The organism is Paenibacillus senegalensis JC66 (assembly GCF_000285515.1).
In the GTDB taxonomy this organism is placed as follows: Bacteria; Bacillota; Bacilli; order Paenibacillales; family NBRC-103111; genus Paenibacillus_L; species Paenibacillus_L senegalensis.
This window is the reverse complement of the sequence record NZ_HE610960.1, coordinates 478,837-496,829: the sequence shown is the minus strand read 5'-3', so window position 1 is coordinate 496,829 and position 17,993 is coordinate 478,837. Positions and strand designations below refer to the sequence as shown.

14 protein-coding genes are annotated in these 17,993 nt (G+C 49.7%); 8 read left to right on the top strand and 6 right to left on the bottom strand.

Annotated features, from left to right (window positions below):
- Positions 1 to 404 precede the first annotated feature (404 nt).
- On the top strand, positions 405 to 1,826 hold the full coding sequence (locus PSHG_RS28100; RefSeq protein ID WP_010275675.1) for a hypothetical protein: 1,422 nt from the start codon (positions 405 to 407) through the stop codon (positions 1,824 to 1,826).
- A gap of 347 nt (positions 1,827 to 2,173) precedes the next feature.
- Here the strand turns inward: PSHG_RS28100 and PSHG_RS28095 are convergent, their stop codons facing one another.
- The 4 genes from PSHG_RS28095 to PSHG_RS17915 form a co-directional block, all read right to left on the bottom strand.
- A complete protein-coding gene (locus tag PSHG_RS28095) occupies positions 2,174 to 2,530 on the bottom strand; it encodes a hypothetical protein (protein WP_010275672.1) in 357 nt (118 codons plus the stop codon).
- A gap of 367 nt (positions 2,531 to 2,897) precedes the next feature.
- Positions 2,898 to 3,701, bottom strand: coding sequence for an alpha/beta fold hydrolase (locus PSHG_RS17930; protein WP_010275669.1), 804 nt, complete (start codon positions 3,699 to 3,701; stop codon positions 2,898 to 2,900).
- A 149-nt stretch (positions 3,702 to 3,850) separates the two neighbouring features.
- On the bottom strand, positions 3,851 to 4,123 hold the full coding sequence (locus tag PSHG_RS28090; RefSeq protein ID WP_010275666.1) for an SRPBCC domain-containing protein: 273 nt from the start codon (positions 4,121 to 4,123) through the stop codon (positions 3,851 to 3,853).
- A 318-nt stretch (positions 4,124 to 4,441) separates the two neighbouring features.
- Complete coding sequence (locus tag PSHG_RS17915; protein WP_010275663.1) at positions 4,442 to 4,777, bottom strand: ArsR/SmtB family transcription factor; 336 nt, start codon at positions 4,775 to 4,777, stop codon at positions 4,442 to 4,444.
- A 292-nt stretch (positions 4,778 to 5,069) separates the two neighbouring features.
- Between PSHG_RS17915 and PSHG_RS17910 the strand changes: the two genes are divergently transcribed.
- The 6 genes from PSHG_RS17910 to PSHG_RS17875 all read left to right on the top strand — a co-directional run bounded on the left by PSHG_RS17910 (position 5,070) and on the right by PSHG_RS17875 (position 13,364).
- A complete protein-coding gene (locus PSHG_RS17910; protein WP_010275660.1) occupies positions 5,070 to 6,416 on the top strand; it encodes an ABC transporter substrate-binding protein in 1,347 nt (448 codons plus the stop codon).
- Between the two features lie 159 nt (positions 6,417 to 6,575).
- On the top strand, positions 6,576 to 7,529 hold the full coding sequence (locus PSHG_RS17905) for a carbohydrate ABC transporter permease (protein WP_010275656.1): 954 nt from the start codon (positions 6,576 to 6,578) through the stop codon (positions 7,527 to 7,529).
- On the top strand, positions 7,526 to 8,377 hold the full coding sequence (locus tag PSHG_RS17900; RefSeq protein WP_010275652.1) for a carbohydrate ABC transporter permease: 852 nt from the start codon (positions 7,526 to 7,528) through the stop codon (positions 8,375 to 8,377). Before PSHG_RS17905 ends, PSHG_RS17900 begins: the two co-directional genes overlap by 4 nt.
- A 185-nt stretch (positions 8,378 to 8,562) precedes the next feature.
- The gene (locus tag PSHG_RS28080) at positions 8,563 to 10,287 is read left to right on the top strand and encodes a cache domain-containing sensor histidine kinase (RefSeq protein WP_010275644.1); all 1,725 of its coding nucleotides are present in this window, start codon (positions 8,563 to 8,565) and stop codon (positions 10,285 to 10,287) included.
- Positions 10,288 to 10,394: 107 nt separating this feature from the next.
- The gene (locus PSHG_RS17880; RefSeq protein ID WP_010275638.1) at positions 10,395 to 11,633 is read left to right on the top strand and encodes an ABC transporter substrate-binding protein; all 1,239 of its coding nucleotides are present in this window, start codon (positions 10,395 to 10,397) and stop codon (positions 11,631 to 11,633) included.
- A 111-nt stretch (positions 11,634 to 11,744) separates the two neighbouring features.
- A complete protein-coding gene (locus PSHG_RS17875) occupies positions 11,745 to 13,364 on the top strand; it encodes a response regulator (RefSeq protein ID WP_026021452.1) in 1,620 nt (539 codons plus the stop codon).
- Positions 13,365 to 13,467: 103 nt separating this feature from the next.
- Here PSHG_RS17875 and PSHG_RS17870 read toward each other — a convergent pair whose 3' ends face one another.
- Positions 13,468 to 13,908 carry a VOC family protein gene (locus PSHG_RS17870; RefSeq protein ID WP_010275629.1) on the bottom strand — a complete coding sequence of 147 codons (441 nt, stop codon included), beginning with the start codon at positions 13,906 to 13,908 and terminating at the stop codon, positions 13,468 to 13,470.
- Positions 13,909 to 14,138: 230 nt separating this feature from the next.
- On the opposite strand from PSHG_RS17870, the gene PSHG_RS17865 reads away from it, so the two are divergent.
- Positions 14,139 to 15,122 carry a helix-turn-helix transcriptional regulator gene (locus PSHG_RS17865; protein WP_010275626.1) on the top strand — a complete coding sequence of 328 codons (984 nt, stop codon included), beginning with the start codon at positions 14,139 to 14,141 and terminating at the stop codon, positions 15,120 to 15,122.
- Positions 15,123 to 15,448: 326 nt separating this feature from the next.
- Here the strand turns inward: PSHG_RS17865 and PSHG_RS17860 are convergent, their stop codons facing one another.
- Entirely contained in the window at positions 15,449 to 17,113 is a 1,665-nt protein-coding gene (locus PSHG_RS17860; RefSeq protein ID WP_010275623.1) for an S-layer homology domain-containing protein, read from the bottom strand.
- Between the last annotated feature and the right edge of the window lie 880 nt (positions 17,114 to 17,993).

The following is a 17,993-nucleotide window of genomic DNA, read 5'->3' as shown; positions in this document are numbered from 1 at the left end:
TTGTGGACGACCGGACTATGGCCTTCTGTAAACAGGCGGCCGGGAATGAGGATCTGCCATACTCTGTTAGGTCTGTTTACCCTACAATTTCTTCGATCAATCACCATTGTTATGAATGTTTTCTACTATGCACGGGTTACTTTTTGTTCTCCAAACGTGGTACATGGCAGGGCGGCTCTGCCCTAAGTCAGGCAAAGGTTATCTGCGGTATGGCGTTTACTGCCGACCGCCGTCATGGAGATGATGGGTGTGCAGGGTGTACTCACTGTACAATCAATGTTTTGTTTTCCTGTCACGGATAGCGGGTATAGAAAGACAAGCGAAACTATGCATACCTATAAATGTGGTGGAGGGAGATCAGTGAGACCTAAAGAAGACGGTCACAAGACCTTATCGGAAGCGCTGTGCCAATTTGTTTTTCCGTTCTCCACCAAGCTGGAGAAGCGGAAGGAGTTCCGCGCGAGCAGCTGCTCCGCGATGGGTTCGAGCCGTTTTCTCTCGATCGGCTGGAGCTGGAGGAGCGGTACTATGGAGAGCAGCATTCGGTGTCCCACCGCAATATGGAACGGTACTTCATGCCTTATATCAATGAAGTCCTGTTTCCCCGCCGGGGTTCCATGAACAAGGATGCTTTCCATCGCTACTCGCGGAGGCTCGGGATCGGTTGTGAAATGCAGACACAAACAAGCCGCATTCCGCTGTCCGTTTTATCGGTGGATGTCACGCTGTGTCCTTATGAATTGGGATTTGTTACGATTCGCACCCGGCTTGAAGGAGAACATAAAAATTTCTCGGAAGCACTGGAATTCGTCCGAAGGTTTCGTGTCCTTGAGAACATCTCCGATTCCGGCCAATATACTCATGTCCATTACAACGGAGAGGTTTATGAGGAAGTGGAGCAATTCGTGTTTTCTGTTCTGGCGGATAGTGTCCGGCCATATATGAATCAGGATAACGGGAATGATTATTATTTTGAAACACTGCCTTTCTTTGTAGATGAACGGATGTATGCCGTAGCCTATTACCGGCTCGATAGTGATGAAACATTAGAGGTAGAAGATTGCTACCGGGCCATAAGACTGGACGGGCTGGATGCTAATGGAAATCCTTATATCAGCTCCAGCAATCCGGATTATATTCGCGATTACTGCTCCGAGCACGCCTATGACCGCTGGGCGCCGACAACTTATCATTTAATGAACGACCATACGTTTTGCTGCATAACGAATCAGGCGGACGATGACATTGCGGCAGAGCTGGCCAACAAGATGTTCGGTGAATACTACTACGGCTTCTTGCTGAATTTTTTTCACAAAATTGTGCTCCTCAAGCTGTCCGACAGCTACTCCCATGTAAAGATGGAAAAAAACAACGTACGAATTCAGGCGCTAATCTCTGACATTACCCGATTTTCGGCGAAGCATTTTCCTTTGGAGCTGGTTGCAGAGATACAGGGGAAAGAAATGTTTACGAAGATGCGCGAGCGGTTCTCCAATCTCGAGCTTTACGCAAGAGTAAAAAAAACGCTGGAGGATTTGTTCCAATACCAAAACCATTTCAACTCACGCAAGCAGAGTCTGCTGCTGTTCATCCTCACCTTGTATTCCGTAATCGGGGGAATATACGGGATGAATCAGGTTATCGATGACTTGGAGGGGAATATCGACTGGAGTAAGCTGGGGGAATATTCTCCGTTTGAATATTTTGCCTTGTTCGTTACCTTTTCCGGGCTGGTTGTCGCCCTGCTGCTGGGCATTAACGTGATTACACAGTGGAAGCAAACAAGAATAAAAAACAAAAGCTTGAATGGCTCAACACAGGAATAAGTGCTTGCCATCACAACTGTGCAGAAGTGGAGGGGAAGAGGGAGACAGGAGAAGCGAAGCGCTCGCCTTTGTCCCCGGATTTCAACCGTTGAAGTGGTTATCATCAAGAAATCCGGGGTCAGCGCTTTCTGGGAGAAAGCGTACTTCGGGAGCAGATGCTAACAACAGCGATCGGAAATCCCCTCATTCCCCGCAGCGGCATCTCTGATGGAAGTCAAGCACTGATTTTTAGATTGAGCCGCTTGAATTAGGGAAAAAGCTTAAGTTGGTTAGAGCCAGAATGGGGGACAAGCGTGCTTTGTGGAATGGATTTGCAGGATTGTCTGTGGGATGCTCTGTGGGATGGATCAGCATAGCGCCTCGTGAGTATTGTTCAGGGCTTGCTTCTTGCACAAATCTTTAAACCGGCTAACCTCTATATCCCGGGCGTGGCTTCGATAGTCCTGGATTTCAATGCAGCCCTTGGCGTTTCCAGGCATGTAGGCGAGATCTAAACAGCGATAGCCATTGCTGAAATCACGAATTTCATATTCAGCATACAAATGATCGAAATTCCCAATGACCGGGTACCAAATTAATCGCAAAAATTCCATCGTGCCATGGCTTAATCCGTTCTGCAGAAACGCCTTCCTTCTAAGACTTTTCTCTGCGGCTATCTGTTTGGCCATCCAGCTGGCGAACGCTTCATCAAATCTTTCGTTCATTCTTCACACCCCATCCGGTGAAAAACAAAAAAACGCCTCAAAACGCAAGCTCACTCAAAGCCATGCGATTAAAGCGGTATATGCTTCACACCAATATATTTTATTACAAATTATTATACCATAATGGAACATACAATGATTACACCTGGGACTTTAAATAAAGGTTTTGCCAAAATTTCCTGAAAAGGAGAGTAGGGCTTTCTCGACAAAACAGGAAAAATCATTGTTCTCGCGATTAAAGACGATAGCGCAGATTGTTTTAAGAAAAAGTGGCGCCGACGCAGCGTTGCTAAGGCGGAATGTTGCGGAAAAGCACCTTGGCGGCTGTCCATTAACCCTATGTTAGGAGCTTGCCTGTTTTACCGCATCACGCATTTTGGATGTGCTCTATAATAGCGTTCGCAATGGCATCCGGGGCGGCAAATACAGCAGAGTGATCCAACCCGCTCAAGGTAAGGGACTTGGCGTTTTCCAGCAGCTCTGAGAGTTCCTGTGCAGCCACGTGGAGGAAGGATTCGCTGTTTTCACCGGTCATAATCAAGGTGGGGGCCTCTACCTGCGAACGATTTGCGGGGAGAGGCTTGCCTGATTGGGTGCTGCCCATAATTGTACCATCGTAAGGGAGCGTATGAGCCATTTGCTCCATCGACTTCCATGAAGCGTCTGCTTTCATATACCCGACAAATTCGGCAGGTACGCCCACTGCAGCTGTCATGAAATATTCCACAGCATCACTGCGCCGATCTGCTGCAATCAGCTCGTTTAGACGAGCAACGTATTCGGCAGGCACGGGCGGACGACTATTATTGGTAACAAAAGGAGGCTCGAACAGGAACAGTCTATCTACCTTGCTGCCAAGCTTACTAGCTGCCTCCAGTGCGAGGACTGCCCCCGAGGAGCTTCCAAACAGAGATGCCTTACCGCCGGCATGATCTATCAGAGCTTCAATATCCCCGATCTCACGGTCAACAGCATAAGGAAGCGTATCGGAGCTTTGGCCGCGGCCGCGACGGTCGTAGTTATAGACGGTGAAGTGTGCAGACAGATGATTTGCAAGTCCGGCAGCATCATGATGGCTTGCTAGCGCAGCGGCAACGAGAATAAGGGCTGGTCCTGAGCCACTGACTTCATAGGCGATGGTTGTATTATCTTTGCATTTAATGGTTTGCATAAATGATCGTCCTCCTCAAAGGGTATACGGCTGGTAAATCTTATCCGCCCAGCATTTTACATAATCCCAATTGTGTTGAAGTTATCAGAACGTAAAAGCTCCATGTAGTTTCTGCCCGGGTCTATGTTTACGGTTGCGGTTCACGTTGTTTAAGAAGGGACAGTGACTTCGTGGTAAGTGGCTATACAGCGGACCGTTTCCCCGGCCCCATGGTCAGGTGACATGCTGTATCGCCAAATACCGTTTATGCGGACATTCATCTCGTGAACGACAGCGGTCCATCCAGAAGGCCCCCACCAGCGTTCGATGTGCTCTGGACGAGTCCAGCCTTTCCAGGCCAGCTGTGCTGACACGGATACAGTTCGTTCGACGATTAGTTCTCTGCGCTCCGGATTTTTCGTTACTATGGTCTTATTTCGCATTCTTTCTCATCCTTGTCCGTTGGTCTCATTGAGTTTCTGTTTTCCTCCCATAAACTTAGTCCCCGGCTTTGCTGCCCGCTATTTCACGAATTCCTGACCTTTGCCACTCTTTACGCATACTGGTATCTGCTGCGTATACTGATTACTGCTGTGCTAGGCTGGTATTTGCTGTATATTCCGATATCTGTCATGGAAATGATAACTGCTGGTATCAAGGCCCGATTTGTTTTACAGAGGGTTAGCCAAGTCCTCCCCAGCTCTTGCGTTGCAGTCGGCTGTTCCATACCGTTCCTCCGGCTATACGGGTATTGGCAGCCATCATGCGTCCTCCTCTCCTGATAAATCGCTTAAATAGTCTTCGAATCGATCCAAGCGGTCCTCCCATAGCTGACTGAAAGAATCCAGCCAGGCATCCAGATCACGGAACGGACGGGCTTCAAGACTATAAATGCGCTGTTGGGCTTTCTTTTGCACACGGACTAACCCGGCTTCGTTGAGAATCCTCAAATGCCGCGATACCTGGGGCTGGCCGATCCCCAAGGCTTGAACGATATCGCTTACAGAAAGCGGGCCTTTCTTGAGCAGTTCGACAATATGGAACCGATTTGGTTCAGCAATCGTCATCAATGTGGTTTGAAGAGATAATGTACTCATGGTTATAATATACACATAGGTATATATACGGTCAAGTGAATATATACAAGTAAATATATATAAATAATAATAGGATAGCCTAAACACACAAGCTAACCGCAAAGCTAAGAACACTAACTAAACGCAATAGTCAAGCGCACTAACCAAACGCTAGAGCCAAATATATATAGCCTCCAGCTTGTCTTCCGAATAAATTTCAACCTGAATTCGAATATTTACCCCCTCAAAAAAAACTAACCTCTCTATTACATTAAAAGTGAAGTTTCAACTTAAACAGGAAGGGGTTCTACAAATGAAAAAGAGTTCAATGCTTTTGTTAACAGGGCTTCTCGCCGTCTCCATGGCAGCCTGCACTGGCGGAACGACGGGCAATGGCGGCAGCGGCAATAATAGCAGCAATAATGGCGGTAGTGAAAAGAAGAATAACGAAGCTTCCCCTAGTCCCAGCCAGGAAGCGATCAATCTCTCGTTTTGGACACTCGGCAACAACGGCTATGAGAAGCTGGTAGAGGAGTGGAATCAGGCTAATCCGAATGTCCAGATCAGCATCCAGAACACGGGGGATCAGACGGCTCATCACAATAATTTGCTTACCGCCCTTTCAGCGGGATCGGGAGCGCCCGACATTTTTATGCTGGAAATTGCTTTTATGGAGAAATTCATAGTGCATCAGGATAAGTTTCACAATTTGTACGATCTTGGAGCAGACAGTATCGAAGGAGACTATTTGGAGTGGAAGTGGCTTCAGGCGCAATCTCCTGATGGTTCTTTTCAAATAGGGCTGCCTACTGATATAGGACCAACCGTTACTTATTATCGCGTGGACTTGATGGAACAAGCGGGTCTGCCTACCGATCCCGGGCAGCTGGCGGCGGCTATCAGCACCTGGGAAGATTTCGCGGCCGTTGCCAAGCAGTTTACGGACAGTACCGGCGTCCCTTTCGTCGATCTTACTGACCTGCTTTTCAATGCTCTTCGTGATCAGAGTGTAGATGAAATCTATTTCAAAAAAGAAGATAACAGCTTCATCGGCGACCAGAATCCGCAAATCCGCAAAGCCTATGACTTCACCGTGAAAGCGATCCAGGAAGGATGGGTGGGCAAAACCGCCCTATGGACACCGGAATGGGGCGCAGCCACCAACGAAGGCAAATTCGGCGTTATGCTCGGCCCGGCCTGGATGAAAGGCAACATCGTCGGCAATGCCCCGGATACTTCCGGCAAGTGGGCGGTCACACAGCTTCCGGAGGGGGCGGGCAACTGGGGCGGATCCTTCCTGACTCTTCCCAAGGAAGGGAAGCATGCTGAAGAGGCCTATGAGTTCATAAGCTGGATGGTCAACAAGGAGAATCAGCTGAAGTCTTTTGTCGGCAGCGGGCTGATGCCATCGATACCTGAACTGTACTCCAGTGAAGAGTTCAATACGCCGGATGAGTTCTTCGGCGGGCAAGCTATTGCGGTCGAGTTTGCCAAGGCAGCGGAAAAAGTAAATCCCGTTTATTACGGGCCGCTGCACGATACTACGGATTCTTATTTTAAGAATGCCCTGCGCAACATTTTGGAGACTGGCGCTGATCCGGCTGCCGAATGGGATAATGTGATCAAGCAGGTGCAGGAATTGGTCAAACGCGGAGGGTAAGGCCGCTTTGGTTCCATCAGGGGAAAGTCCATGGAAGACGCTCTTCCATGGACTTTATCTCCGCCTGCAGCGGCTGTCTATAAGGAGCTCCTTATCTAATCCTTACCTAATCCTCATCTAATCCTTATCTATCGACCATTCCTTCTACGGAGGTGCGGCATGAATCAGCCACAGACCACTCCGCCGGCCCGGGGCCTGCATAGAGCAAGCTTTTGGACAGAAAGAAAGCGCAGTCTCGGTACGGCCTATTTATTTATTTCCCCTTTTTTTATTTTGTTTGCGATCTTTGGCATATACCCGATCTTCTTTACTTTTTATCTCTCTTTTTTCCGATGGGATGCCTTGGGGCCGATGAAGTATGTAGGTTTGCAAAATTTCAAGTTTGTTCTGGAAGACCCTACGTTCTGGACATCCTTTATGAACACGATTCTGATCGGCCTGATGGGCACGGTTCCGCAGCTTGCCGCGGCTCTTCTGCTAGCAGTTGTCCTTAATTCTGCACTGATCCGCTTTAAAGAGGGGTTCCGCATTCTTTATTTTTTGCCGAATATCACTTCCATCGTTGCCGTTACTCTAGTATTCAGCTCCTTTTTCGGTCATGAAGGAATAGCCAACTGGCTTCTCAATCTGATTGGGCTGAACTCGGTAGCCTGGAATTCCGGCTGGTGGGGAGTCAAAATCGCCATTGCTGCTATGGTGTTCTGGAGGTGGGTAGGCTACAATGCCATCATTTATTTGTCGGGGCTGCAGAGCATTCCTCCGGATCTGTACGAGGCCGCACGGATCGACGGTGCCAATGCAAGGCAGCAGCTCATCTACCTGACGCTGCCTCTGCTCAAGCCTTTTATTATTTTTACAATTTTGATGTCAACAATCGGCAGCCTGCAGCTCTTTACCGAGCCGTATGTCTTTCTCGGGCAATCCGGGACCGGATCGACGCGGCAGGAAGGCATTACTATGGTGATCTATCTGTACAGTGAAGCTTTCCGCAATTCGTTCTTCGGAACAGCTGCTGCTTCAGCCGTCATTTTGTTCTTCTTTACGATTATATTCTCGCTGGTAAATTACGGGTTCAGCAATCGGCTGAATGGTACGGAAGGAGGCCGGCCATGAGCGCAGCCAACTCAGTGGCACCAGGCAAACGGCTGATGAAAGCAGCAGCTTATGTGCTGTTGGCTGCCGGAGCCCTGCTGTCGACCTTTCCTTTTTACTGGATGTTTGTGATTGGCACCAATGACCGCAGCGCCGTGTTCCGCATTCCGCCAACCCTGTCCTTCGGCGATCAGCTTGTCTATAACTTTGAAAGGGTGCTGGCGCGGATCGATTTTTTCAAAGCGCTGTTCAATTCGTTTTTCGTCTCGTCACTAACTACGCTGCTAGTTCTTTTCTTCTGCACGCTGGCGGGGTATGCCTTTGCCAAGTATGATTTTCCGGGTAAAAAAACGCTGTTTATATTTGTGCTGGCTACCCTGTTCGTCCCGCAACAATTAAGCGTGCTGCCTAACTACATTATTATGGCAAAATTCAAATGGATCGACACCTACCAGGCTATCATCGTACCCGGTATGGTTAACGCCTTCGGGATCTTCTGGATGAGGCAGTATATTTCATCGGCGGTCCACAAAGAGCTGCTGGAAGCGGCTCGCATAGACGGATGCGGCCATTTTCGCACTTTATATACGATTGTCGTGCCTATTATCAAGCCGGCCCTCGCTACTCTTGGAATTTTCACCTTCATGAACGTATGGAACGATTTCTTCTGGCCGCTGGTCGTTCTGAAGAACAAGGAGCATTTTACTATTCAGATAGCACTTCAACAATTGTTCAGCAACCGGGACGGGCTGGATTACGGCATGATCATGTCGGCGACCTTTTTCGCCACATTGCCTTTGCTCATTGTGTTCTTGTTTTTCAGCCGTTGGTTTATATCCGGGTTAACGAGCGGCGCTGTAAAAAGCTGATTCATGTTGGGCCGCGTACCGGAAATGGCGGTGAGAACATGTACAGAGCCGCGTATTCATTTTGCAGAAGCCATTATTCTGGGTAAAAAACGATTTATACTAAGTGAGGCAGTAGGAAAAATGATACCGATATGGAATAAGTTAGGAGGGGATTCGCGCAAGCAAAAGGGAGAGGATGAGCAAGCATGAAGCTGCAGAAAAAATTCAGACTGGGCATTATTCTGCTTGTTTTCATCCCAGTCCTCATTATGGGGACGGTTTCCTACGTGTTTTACTCCGGCATGATTGAGCATAAAACGTACGCCTTCTACCGGGTGTCCCTGCAGGATACCGACCGCAAGCTGGAATTTGCCCTCAATGAAATCAGCACCTTGTCTGATTTGGCTATTACCCAGCCGGTGCTGCAGCAGATCCTCAAGGAGCCGCCGGAGAGAATCGGAAGCGAGCTGGCCCAGGCACTCAATCATCTCATTATGGTCCATCCGAAAATAACAGCCTTCCGCCTGTATTCTGGCGATAAGTTGATTTACAGTACGGCAGGTCCGGCTGCTGAGCCGCATACCTTGGACGATTTCCCCTGGAGCCATGAAATGAGCAGTCTCAAGGGGCGCCCGTTATGGCTTGGACCAGGGGAGAATGGAACCTATGATAGCGGGAACCCGGTTCTCCTCCATGCCCGCATCATTAAAGATTATTATTCCTTGAAAGATATTGGAGCTATCGTCATAACGGTTAAACCGGATGTGCTGGAACAGGCGTTATGGGGCGCCAATACGATAGATGGCAGTGATATCCTGCTCTTGAACCGGGAGGGAAAGGTTGTTTGGGATAGATCCGGAGCTTCTACAGGCCGCGTCCTTCCCGCTCATCTGCTGGAGCATGACGAGGAAGGCTATCAGTTTGCCCGGTTTAATGATGCGGATTCCATGCTGACGACCGTCTCTTCTTCCCGTGAAGGCTGGCTGCTTACCGCCGTAACGCCAGTGAAGGAACTGCAGAAGGAAACAGGCGCCATCCGCAATGTGGCGCTGGGCTTGCTGTTATTTTCCCTGCTTATGTGCCTGATTTTCGAGAGGTTGTTCGTTATGAAGCTGGTGCGTACGATTGTCGTCAGCGCCAGGGGAATGAAGAGAGTTGAGCAGGGCCAGTTTATTGAACTGAAGTCGCCGACCGGCTGGCGGGATGAGACCGGAATGCTGGTCAACGGTTTTAACCAGATGAGCCGGCAAATCAGCGATCTGCTGAATGAAGTGAAGAAAGAACAGAAACGGAAAAAGGAAGCGGAAATGCACGCCTTGGTGGCGCAAATCAACCCTCATTTCATTTATAACTCTCTGGAATCGATCAACTCGATGGCCGTTCTGGCCGGGAACCGGGATATTAGCCGCATCGTCATTTCTCTCGGCAAGCTGCTGCGCATCAGCATTAATGAGAACGTTGAGTCGATCCCGCTTTCCATGGAGCTGGAGCACGTAAAGCATTACTTGGACATCCAAAAAATGCGGTTCCGGGACCAGTTCGATTATGCGATTGTATGTCCGGATGAGCTGAAATCCTGCATGACGCTTAAGCTAATCGTTCAGCCTCTGGTAGAGAATGCGCTGTATCACGGGATTGAGACCAAGCAGGAGCCCGGCTTTATCCGGATAGAGGTAACGGAATCGCAGTCACAGCCGCATCTGTTCATCGATGTGGCGGATACCGGCTCAGGCTTTGACCATGCTCAATTCGAGAAGCTGTGGAGTGTCCCTGCGGCAGCTTCCGGGCTCAAATATCGGCACAGCGGTGTCGGTTTGAAAAACGTATTTGAACGAATACGAATTCAGTATGGCCCTCCATTCGGCCTCATGATCTGCTCGTCACAAGGCTTCGGTACGATCATTCGCATAAGAATTCCCAAGATCATTTAACGGGGGTATACGCTATGCCAAGTTGCAGCCGATCCTGCAGAGTCTATCTTCTAGCCCTCGCTATGCTTCTGGCCGGCTGTTCATTAACCGGTTGCCAGAGGCTGTTCGTGTCACCTCAGCAAGCTGTCCCGGATGACAAGATCACACTGACTTTCCGCCATTTTTGGACCCGAGAGCATGACCGTCCTGTCGAGCGGATTATCGCCGATGTTATCCGGGAGTTTGAGGAAGCCCATCCGCATATTAAAATCGATTTCGAAGGATTGGACCAGACGATCCACCGGGAGCAAAAGCTCAAGAGCGAAATGGTCACCGGGCGCCCTCCTGATATTTTTTCCCTGTTTGGCGGGGGAGAGATCGAGCCTTATGTCCGTGCGGAGAGATTGATGGATTTAACGGAGTTTATCGAGCAGACGGAAATGGACGATGAATTCAGCGATTTAAGCCTGTGGACATTCGACGGCCGGGTTTACGGGCTGCCTTTTGAAGGCAACTCCGAGCCGCTTTTTTATAATAAAAGGCTGTTCCGCGAGCTGGACCTGGAGCCTCCGGCAACGATTGACGGCATGCTTGAGCTCGTTCCTGACCTTAAACAGCACGGGATTATCCCCTTTGCCTTGGGAAATGACCAGCAGTGGCCCGCCGCCATTTACGTTCATTATTTGATGGACCGGCAGATTGGATCGGATTTTTTTGCGGAGGTCGTCAGAGGGGAAGAGAGCTTCAATCATGAGGCTTATGTGCAGGCGATGGAAACGTTTGACAAGCTGATCAAGCTGGGGGCTTTTCCGGAAATGGCCAATCAGTTGAGCACTGAACAAGCTGTTCACCTCTTTGCCCATGGTCAAGCCGCTATGTATGTAAATGGGAACTGGGATATAACGCTATTTCAAAATGAGCAGGCGCCTCCGGATTTCGTGGATGATGTGGGCGTCCTTCCCTTCCCTGCCAAGCAGCGTGAAGAGACAGGGGCCCTTGCCGGCGGTTATACAGTTGGAGTAGGACTGTCCTCTGCCCTGACCGGGAAGAAAAGAACAGCAGCGCTGCAGTTTCTGGAAGCGATGTACAATCGTGAGGTGCAGGAGCGTTTTATGGTGGAAGCGTACCGGATTCCCGCCATGTCTGTTAAGGTGGACACCGTGAGGATGGGGCCCGTGTTCAGTCAAGTCATCAAGCTTACAGAGGAAAGCGGGGACAAATTCGTCCCTTATGACAATATGCTGCCGCCCGAGATCAAGCAGACCTTCCTGCAGGTAATTGCTGCTATGCTGGAACAGACGATCACTCCGCAGGAAAGTCTCGAGGAGCTGCAGAGAACGGCGGAAAACTACCGCAGGCTGCGTTGAGCAGATGCATACGGCTGCAAGTGGCGAGCACGCAGCATGCGGCTGCCAAGCCGCGGCGAGCACGACAAACCAGAACTCAAGGAAGTTGCGGCCTACAAGGAGGGAAAGCAGATGGAGGAGCGGATCTATCGCGTTCTGCTGGTTGATGATGAGCCCATTATTATAGAAAGTCTTAAAGTGGCCATTCCCTGGTCGCAATGGGGGATGGAAATCGTTGGAGAAGCCCGCAACGGTCAGGATGCCTTAACAGCAGCAGATCGCCTGCTTCCCGATGTCATAATCAGCGATATACGGATGCCGGTTATCGACGGGATTACTTTCATGCGCAACGTCATGGCCGCCCGCGAAGAGAAAAAGCTGAAGGAACCGCTCTTTATTGTTGTGAGCGGGTACGGCGAGTTTGACTACGCGCGGGAAGCGCTGCGCCATGGGGCTTTTGATTATATATTGAAGCCTATTGATCATGACGAGCTGGAAAAAATCATCGAGAAGGCTAAGCTTAAGCTCGATGACTATCACCTTAAACGGATTGAGGAAGAAAAGCTGCGGATCTCGGTTCAGCGGCTTTCGGAAACGGCCAAGGAACGACTGTATTCCGAAATGATGGATGGTCAGGCTCCATCCCCTCTCCTTCAGCTTGGCATTGAACTGGACCCGCTGGAGGCGCCTTATTTCCTCATGCTCATTCAGCTTGATCCGGTCATTTCCGGAGGCTGGGCGGCGGAAGAGAAAAGGCTGCGTTTTTTTGCCATCGACAACATTCTCAAAGAGGTGGCTGCCCAGAATGAGGCGTTAGCCGTATTCCCTTATTACAGCGGAGAGTGGGTTTTGCTGTTTGCCGAGCTGCCGGCAGACAACAAAAGACTGCTCGGAGGGAAGATTGTGCATGCGCTGGAGACGAATGCCAAATTGCTCTGTTCGGTTGGAATCAGCTCCACCTGCATCGGCTTTTCGCATCTAAATCTATGTTACCAGCATGCGGTCAAGGCGCTTCACCACAGGTTTCACCAAACCGCGCAAAAAGTATTTATCTATGAAGAACAATTTAACGCTCAGGAGCTGCCTTCAGGTTATCCTGCCTCTATCGAGAAGCGGCTTGTGGACGCTGTCAGAACGCTACACCGGCCCGGCATCAGCCAGGCTCTGGAGCAGCTGGGGGAACAGCTGGTTGAATCGGCAGCAACCCGGGAAACAGCGAAACGGATTTTGTTCGAGATGGCAGTGATTGTACACAGACAGCTGGATTTCCTTCCTTCGGTGCCGGGTGCCGGGCTGAATGCATTTTACGACCGGCTGGAAGAGGAGCATACTTTACAGGGGATGATCCGCGTGCTGGAGCTTTCCCTTGCCAAGTGGGTGGAGCTGGCTTGCAATTTGCGCTCTCAAGAAAGCGGTCCGGGACTTATTGAAAAAGCGAAGCGGTACATTGATGCCCATTATCAGCACGACATCGGAATCGAGGAAGTGGCGGAGCATGTTGAAATCAGCTTCAGCTATTTTTGCACCCTGTTCAAGCAGACGGCCGGCTGTACCTTTCTGGAGTATTTAACCCGCTTCCGGATCGGGAAAGCCTGCCAGCTTCTTCGCGAATCGGAGGTCAAGGTGTTTCAGATTGCTTCGCTTGTCGGCTATCAGGATCCCCGCTATTTTACCCAGGTGTTCAAAAAAATGATGGGCATGACCCCTTCAGAGTATCGGGAGCAGCAGGGTCCGCAAGCCGTTTCCTCGTAATTCCCTCCCGGTGTGGCTGCCGATTTTTATTGGGACAATTCCGGCAGGTTCTATAATAGAATGTAAATTCGTAAAGACTAGCGGCCGCGGCCGCAGCTGCTCTTTATTTGCCGCTCCAGCTGCGCGTTGTGTCATTCTTGAACAAGTGGAAGGTGACGTTATACCGGTCTTTGACCACTCCGTAACAGGGGCTGAATTCCGTTTCCTGCAGCGGGAAAATGATCTGGCCCCCGTCTTCTTTTAACCGACTATACATCTCTTCAACCGCATTGTGCTCTGTCGCTGTGATACAGATGGTTACCTGGTCTCCGAGGCTATGAGGCTCACCAGGGAAAATATCGGCGACCATTATGTCATTCTCCCCGATTCTTAACACGGAATGGGCAATGCGGGGCTTGGCTTCCTCAGGCAATATCCCGGCATCCTTTCCCTCTCCGAAAGTCCTCTTAAACAGCACCTCGCTATTGAAGGCCTTTTCGTAAAACTCGACCGCTTCTGCCGCTTTTCCGTCCAACATGATTAATGGGGTAGCACGCATTGACATATCATCATCTCCTAACTAATTTATCGTTATTCCCTCGTCCTATTGGACTTATAATCGATAGTAAATCATAATAGTGACAACTATTGTCGTGATTAAAGTGGAAAATAAATTTGGAAATAAAAATTTAGGCAAGGTGGGGGAAAGAACGCAGGCGAAACGGGATTAAGGAATTTAAACGAAGGTGAAAAAGGCTTAGATGAGGGCGGGGAAAGTTTAGATAGGAGGATAAAATGGCGAAGTCCAAAAGATTGATCGAATTGATGATGGCGGTCAACAAGCGGAGAACGTTTAACGCCAAGGAGCTCGCTGAAGAGTTCGGCGTGTCTGTTCGGACAATATTGCGAGACTTGCAGGAGCTGAGCTCGCTGGGGGTCCCGTTTTACTCCACCGTTGGCCCGCATGGGGGATATACCATGATAACGGAGAGAATGCTGCCCCCGATAGCTTTTACGGAAGATGAGGCGCTGGCGATTTTTTTCGCCAGTCATGCCCTGCGGCATTACGCTTATTTTCCTTTTGAGGCGGAGACGGAGTCGGTGCTGCGCAAATTCTACTCGTACATGTCTGAAGACGTTCGAAAACGGATTGACCAGATGAGGCAGCGCTTTGATCTGGTTACGCCAATGCGTCATGTCCAAGCTCCCTATTTAGAAATGCTTCTGAATGCCGCAATCGATCAGAAGGTTGTCCGTATAGAATATCAATCCAGGCAAGCGAGGCAGCTAAGAGACATCCAGCCGGTCGGAGTGTATGCCAGCAGCGGGTTATGGTACTGTCCGGCCTACTGCTTTGAGCGCCGCGATTTTCGCTTGTTCCGCTGTGACCGGGTACGGTCTATTGCACCTTCAGAGCAAGCTGCGATCGATTTGTCTCATGTTCATACAGGCAATTGGGAATCATTTGCCAAGCAGGATGGAACTATGCTTGACCTGCATGTGGAGCTGACTCCGCTAGGGGTTCAAAGGTGTGAAGCCGAGCTGTGGCCGGCGCCGAAAATGCACATCTCGATACAATCGAACGGATATCCGAAAATCAATGTCCGAGCGGACGGCAGCGGCTGGCTGGATAATCAGATTCCTGAGAGCAGCATTCCGTTTTTTGGCAGGTTTTTTATCGGACTGGGAGCTGATGCGATGGTCAAGAAGCCGGTCGCCCTCGTTGAGTTCATGCGCAAAGCTTTGTATGACTTGGCCGCTCAATATGAAGGACGGTAAGAATTCAGATGCAGCCAGGGGATCAGTGATAAAGCGGTTCATAAAAAGCCCGTACAGGAGAACGGCTTAGCCAGGCAGGTGAGCGAGCAGCTAGCAGGGGGCTAGCCGAACGGCCGAGCGAGCAGCAAGCAGAGAAGAAGCTAGCTGAACGGCCGAGCGAGCAGCAAGCAGGGGGCTAGCCGAACGGCTGAGCAAGCAGCAAGCAGAGAAGAAGCTAGCCGAACGGCCGAGCAAAGCTCTAGCAGAACGACTAGCTTCTCCTATACGGGGCTTTAGAATGCTGGTTCCGAGCAATGGGGAAAACCAGTTAGGTCGCAGGTGACACGTCAGTTCGCTTGGGCAGTGAATACCGTTGGCGTTGTAGGTCTGCTCTGTAATTCAAAGCCTCGTTCTTTTAAATTTTTAAGAAAGACGATGGCTTCGGCACGGGTTAATTTCTCCTGACCGGCGTATCCTTCCACTGTTGCGGACGTTTTGCCTGACGAATAACCCATTTGTAGAAGATATCTTATTGCGTCATCATCATTGGTATAATGTTTGCCACCCAGTCCTGCCACAAATTGTGCAACCTCAACTCTTTTTATAGCGTGATTACGCAGACTGGTGTCTTTTAAACGATCCTCCACATCGAGGTTGAGAGCAGTGGCATAGTTGTAAAAGGGGTCGCTCCAAACGCCGCTGTTGGACGCTGTGCTTCCCGTGCTGTTTTGAATGGTTTGAAGAACCTTGGATTCGGAATACAGCTTGAAAAGCATGGCAAGAAACTCTGCTTCCGTCACTTGCGCATCCGGCTTGAAGGTTCCGTCCTCATAGCCGCTAACTACTTGTTCACTCACAGCCCACTGTATGGCTTCTCTTGCCCAATGGGATGCCGTATCCGTAAAATGAGAAGATGCGGCAGGCTTTACATGGGAGGGCTGAGGCTTTCCTACATTAAAAAAGTTCGTTTGATAAGAGATTTCCGCAGAAGTACCATCGGATTTCTTTAATCCGGTAACGGTAACTTGAAACTGATCTCCGTCAGCTAGCTGCTCAATACCATCCGGCCGGAAAATAACCGCATACCCGTAGCCAAATTGGTTCGTGTCCACGTTGAAGTAGGCTTGTCCGTTTTGCTGCGTCGTATGATTGAGCTGCCATGTTTTTTGATCGGCCAGTCTAGTTACTTGTACTTGGACGTCAGAGAGCTGCGGCTTCTGAAAATGCTGCGGGTTTAGCTGAATGGACCAGGCCTGGTCAGCACCAAACGCCTCAATAGGGAATGATCCTTTATTCGGAAAAAGACTGTAATTGTAATCGGCAGGATGCGGCTTGCTCTTATCGAAAATCTGCATCACACTGTAATATTCCGTTTGGTTCTTGGCAGAGTTATGTATGGTAGCGAGACCAAAGCCTACTTTCTGCAGCTGGGGGCTTAAAATCCATCTGCGGTGGCCCACCCTGTCAATATTGAACTTGTCAGAGTCATTCATGTAGGCCACAATGCTATTAACAAGAAAATTCCCCGTCTGACCATAGGCATAGTAGAGGTTGGAGGTGCCGGCAGACTGATAGCCAAGCTCATAAAAGTCATTCGGCATACCAGCGGGCTGCTTCGGTTCATGGGTAAGCTGGCCGGATATTGCGATCAGTACGGCCCCATGTTGAGCCTGCTTGTTCAAGGAAGGATCCAACACTAAATTGCCATCAAGACCAGAAATAAAGCGGTAAAAATTGGCGGCATTTAATCCTTGCTGCACATAGTCTCCATGGAGACTACCGGCTGCATACGGCAAGCTTGTGCTTGGCGTATCCACAAAGATGGGAAGCTCCGTGCTGCCCGGTTTCATCCACTGGTTCCATTTGTCGTTCACTTCTTGCTCACTTCTTGTGGGGAGCAGGCTGTCCACTTGCGCTGCGGATACGTAGCTGGGCAGCCATAGCAGCAAAAATAGGAAGCTTAAGGCTAATAACCCCGATCCTTTGGCATGTCGAATTCTCTCTTGTTTCATTCTTAACACCCCTAAATGAGATTGTGACTGACGGCGTTAAGTCCCTGCCATCCGCTACTTTTTCTTAAAATTCGACAATAATTTGGAAAATCCTTCATCCGTTAAAAATATAGTATTATTTAATTTTTAGTTACGGTTGAAGTCGATAGACTATGTTTGTTATCGCCAGGATAATAAGGGGCTCGCTATCTATAGGATTAAGAATATATCGGTCGAGGTTGTCAGTTAATAGAGATAATCGGTTAATAGAGATAAAAGGAAAAGACGGTTGTAAAGGAAAGGGAGGCCTTTTCAGCCCTGTGTGCGGGGACTATGGGCGTCGCGAACCGCATGATTGCGGCTTGATTGCAGCTCGGTGAGTCCGTGAGCAGCTCGATGCGCTCGATGCGTCCGTGAGCAGCTCGAATGCGCTCGGTACAGCCGTGAGCAGCTCGATGCGCTCGATGCGTCCGTGAGCAGCTCGATGCGCTCGATGCGTCCGTGAGCAACACGATGCACTCGATGCAGCCGTGAGCAGCTCGAATGCGCTCGGTGAGTCCGTGAGCAGCTCGATTGCTCGGTGAGTCGTGAGCAGCTTACTTGCAGTATGATCGTGGCTTGCTTGCTCTGGCAGTTGGAGTGCAGTTCGTTAGCAGCCGCTTCGAATTCTAACGCTCGCCGTTGTCCTTATTTGAGCAAAATCAGGGGGGGAAATTGTAACGCTTGCCATCGTCCTTATTTTGCTTCAAATCGCGGTTTTCCCGCCTGTTTGTCACAGATAAGAGCAAGGATGAGCGTTAGAAATAAATACGCTATCTTTTCTGCGAAATAAGAGCAAGGGCGAGCGTTAGCGTAAAACTCCCCAGAACATCGCTTAAACCCCGGCATTTGTACGATTTGT